Origin of the sequence: Plectonema radiosum NIES-515, from assembly GCF_025753815.1 — a bacterium.
GTDB lineage: Bacteria > Cyanobacteriota > Cyanobacteriia > Cyanobacteriales > Nostocaceae > Hassallia > Hassallia radiosum_A.
In genome coordinates, this window is record NZ_JAOWRF010000311.1 from 1 (window position 1) to 3947 (window position 3947).

At 44.9% G+C, this 3947-nt stretch carries 3 protein-coding genes and 2 pseudogenes; 3 read left to right on the top strand and 2 right to left on the bottom strand.

Going from position 1 to position 3947, the window contains the following annotated elements; translation table 11 throughout:
• Together OGM63_RS21775 and psbC are read left to right on the top strand one after the other, a co-directional pair.
• Nucleotides 1-127: pseudogene (locus OGM63_RS21775) on the top strand (photosystem II D2 protein (photosystem q(a) protein)); the annotation flags it as partial.
• Nucleotides 111-1499: a photosystem II reaction center protein CP43 gene (gene psbC, locus OGM63_RS21780; protein WP_263747751.1), complete on the top strand. Its 1389-nt coding sequence runs from the start codon at nucleotides 111-113 to the stop codon at nucleotides 1497-1499. The pseudogene OGM63_RS21775 and the gene psbC, both read left to right, overlap by 17 nt.
• Nucleotides 1500-1704: 205 nt before the next feature.
• Here psbC and OGM63_RS21785 read toward each other — a convergent pair.
• Both OGM63_RS21785 and OGM63_RS21790 read right to left on the bottom strand, forming a co-directional pair.
• Nucleotides 1705-1882 (bottom strand): annotated as a pseudogene (locus tag OGM63_RS21785) (ATP-binding protein); the annotation flags it as partial.
• 178 nt (nucleotides 1883-2060) lie between these two features.
• Complete coding sequence (locus OGM63_RS21790) at nucleotides 2061-2627, bottom strand: response regulator (RefSeq protein ID WP_263747753.1); 567 nt, start codon at nucleotides 2625-2627, stop codon at nucleotides 2061-2063.
• A 340-nt stretch (nucleotides 2628-2967) separates the two neighbouring features.
• On the opposite strand from OGM63_RS21790, the gene lipA reads away from it, so the two are divergent.
• Entirely contained in the window at nucleotides 2968-3873 is a 906-nt protein-coding gene (gene lipA, locus OGM63_RS21795) for a lipoyl synthase (RefSeq protein ID WP_263747754.1), read from the top strand.
• The last annotated feature ends 74 nt before the right edge of the window (nucleotides 3874-3947 follow it).

A 3947-nucleotide genomic window follows, 5' to 3' on the forward strand; every position in this document is an offset into this window, starting at 1 on the left:
TGAAACATTCTATACCAAAAACATTTTGCTGAACGAGGGTATCCGCGCTTGGATGGCTCCTCAAGATCAGCCTCACGAACAATTTGTATTCCCTGAAGAGGTACTACCGCGTGGTAACGCTCTCTAATAGACCTTCGGTAATGGGCAGCGGACGTGACCAAGAATCCACTGGATTCGCTTGGTGGTCTGGTAACGCTCGTTTAATCAACTTATCCGGCAAACTGCTGGGTGCTCACGTAGCTCATGCTGGCTTGATTGTATTCTGGGCTGGAGCGATGACTTTGTTTGAAGTCGCTCACTTCATTCCCGAAAAGCCGATGTACGAACAAGGCTTGATTTTGCTACCTCACCTCGCCACCTTGGGCTGGGGTGTTGGTACGGGTGGTGAAGTCATCGATACCTTCCCCTACTTCGTAGTCGGTGTACTACACCTCATTTCTTCGGCTGTACTAGGTTTTGGCGGTATTTATCATGCCGTTCGCGGTCCAGAAACCTTAGAAGAGTATTCTTCGTTCTTTGGTTACGACTGGAAAGATAAGAACAAGATGACCAACATCATCGGATTCCACCTGATCATCTTAGGATGCGGTGCGCTTCTGTTGGTGTTGAAGGCAACGTTCTTTGGTGGTGTATACGACACCTGGGCACCAGGCGGTGGTGATGTTCGCGTCATTACCAATCCCACACTGAACCCAGCCAGTATCTTCGGTTATTTGATTAAATCCCCCTTCGGCGGCGAAGGCTGGATTGTCAGCGTCAATAACATGGAAGATATCATTGGCGGTCACATTTGGGTTGCCTTTGTCTGTATTGCAGGCGGTATTTTCCACATTCTTACCAAGCCTTTTGCTTGGGCACGTCGCGCCTTAATTTGGTCTGGTGAAGCTTACCTCTCCTACAGTATTGGCGCTGTGTCCTTGATGGCTTTCATTGCCTCCCTCATGGTTTGGTACAACAACACCGCTTACCCCAGCGAATTCTACGGTCCTACTGGTCCTGAAGCTTCTCAAGCTCAAGCTTTAACCTTCTTGATTCGTGACCAACGCTTGGGTGCTAACGTCGGTTCTGCACAAGGTCCTACCGGTCTAGGTAAATACTTGATGCGCTCTCCTACTGGTGAAATCATCTTCGGTGGAGAAACCATGCGCTTCTGGGATTTCCGCGGTCCTTGGTTAGAGCCTCTACGTGGTCCTAACGGTCTTGACTTGGAAAAAATCAAGAACGATATTCAGCCTTGGCAAGCTCGTCGTGCCGCTGAATACATGACTCACGCTCCTCTAGGTTCTTTGAACTCTGTGGGTGGTGTGGCTACGGAGATCAACTCCTTCAACTACGTATCTCCTCGTGCTTGGTTGGCATGTTTCCACTTTGTCATGGGCTTCTTTTTCCTAGTTGGTCACTTGTGGCACGCCGGTCGCGCTCGTGCAGCATCAGGTGGATTTGAGAAAGGTCTCAACCGTGAAAACGAACCAGTAATGTCAATGAAACCACTTGACTAGGTTGCAAATTTTTTAACTTTCATCACTGACAATCAATAGTTTTAAGGCTCCTGTTGAAAAACAGGGGCTTTTTTATTATTATCTTGAATCCCCAGTAAAGCGTTTAGCACCTGACGCAAGCATTTGACCTAAATACCCACCGACCGGCAAATCGATTTCCAATTCCCAATTCCCAATTTTTATCCTGCACGGTAATTGTAATTGCTCAAGCAGCACCTTCTCCTGGGGTTGAATTTACCTGTAGAGTTGCCCCATGTTTTTCGACAATAATTTGAAATTGCGATCGCCAATCCTAAACCTGTTCCTTTGCTAACAGCTTTAGTAATAAATAAATGGTCAAATATTTTTTGTTTAATTTCTTCGCTCATCGCCTGACTATTATCAGTTTTAGTCAATTACTATAACTGATTTTTGTAGTCTAAACAATAAAAAACCTACCTTTACCTTTTGCTTAAGAGTATTGGTAGGCTGAATAAATTTAAAAGCGGATTTGATATTTTCCTAAATGGCAACAAAAGGTGAAAGCCTTAGCGACGGGGGTTTTGATCAAAGAAACGATCGCTATTTTATTTTCTGTTTAATAAAAGTCACAACTTGAGTTAACTGTTTCTTTAAACCATCAATTTCCGCTTGCATCTTGACAATTTTATCGTTTAATGATGCGATTTCGGCATTAGGAGCGATCGCACTAGAATTTATAGCTCCATTTTTCGCAGCAACGGTTGCTACTGAGGCTAGTTCCGGACGCGGCTGTTTAGCTTTTGTCATAGCCAACTTAATTGAGGCAATTAGTTGCTTTTGGTCAAAAGGCTTTCCGAGAAACTCAAAATATTCAAAGGGTTCGGGGATTTTCTCCGTCACCTCTTCTTTCCGACCAGACATAAGAACTAAGGGAATCTTTCTTAGTTGTGGTTGAGCTTGAATCTGCTGGAAAACTTCCCAGCCACTCATTTTCGGCAAAAGGAAATCCAACATAATCAGGCTGAGTTTTTCCTGAAGAATGAAATTTAATCCTTCTAAGCCGTCTTTTGCTTCCAGTACCTCAAAATTGCCCGGAGGCAACATTTCCCGTACTTTCACCCTGACAACTGTAGTGTCATCGATAACTAGAATCTTGTTACTTGCCACGACTGATTACTCTAACAGAAACTTTAGGTTGAGATGGCGGCTTTGCCAATTAAAGTTGAGAATCCTCCCACTATATCTGACATTTATATTGATTGGGGGATAGTAATTTCTGGGAGAAGTGACAATAATTTAGGTATCTTACAGAGCGTATACTGATATTTTGTCAGATTAGTAGAAATGTGATATTTAAATCATAGGGTATTGGGCAATTTGAGGAGGGGAAAAGCGAAAAGGGACTCATGGTAAAAAAGAAGAAATATTTCTCAAGAAAGCTCCCTTTCCCCTTTCTCCTTTCTCATGAACCCCTTTCCCCCTTTACCATGAACCCCTTGAATTATTTATGACCTCTTCGCAACCAGCGCAACTCAAATCAGAGATTATGGCAATGCCAACGTGGTTACGTCGTCCGATTGGCAAAGCTAGTGAACTCTCGACGGTACAACGCATTATTAAGCAGCGCCAAATTCACACGATTTGCGAAGAAGGACGTTGCCCCAATCGCGGGGAATGCTATGCCCAAAAAACGGCAACTTTTTTACTCATGGGTCCTACATGCACGCGGTCTTGCGCTTTTTGTCAAGTAGATAAAGGTCATGCACCTATGCCTCTCGACTCCTCAGAACCGCAAAAAATAGCAGAATCAGTGCAGCTTTTGGGATTACGTTATGTAGTATTGACTTCTGTCGCCCGTGATGATTTGCCAGATCAAGGAGCGGGTCATTTTGTCAAGACGATGGAAACTATCCGTGCTTTGAACCCAGAAGCTCAAATCGAAGTGCTGACACCTGACTTTTGGGGTGGTGGGGGTGCTGGTGAAGAAGGTCAACGTCAAAGGATACAGATGATTGTCAAAGCCCACCCTGCTTGTTACAACCACAATATTGAGACGGTACGACGGTTGCAAGGTCCTGTGCGACGAGGTGCGAAGTACGATCGCTCGCTAAGGGTGCTTTCTCTAGTCAAAGAGATTCAGCCGACAATTTTCACCAAATCAGGTTTGATGCTAGGACACGGTGAAACCATTGATGAAGTCATCGAAACAATGGCGGATCTGAGGAATGTAGGATGCGATCGCCTGACTATCGGTCAGTATATGCGTCCTTCTTTAGAACATCTGCCAGTACAAAAATATTGGACACCCAAAGAATTTGATGAGCTTGGCATTATTGCAGAAGAAATTGGATTTAGCCACGTTCGTTCTGCTCCTTTAGTTCGCAGTTCCTACCACGCCGGCGAAAGCCCTTGATTAAGTACGAGCTGTAGAGAGTGGAGGGAATGCGGGGAGACAAGGAGGACAAGGGGGATAAGGGGGACGAGGGG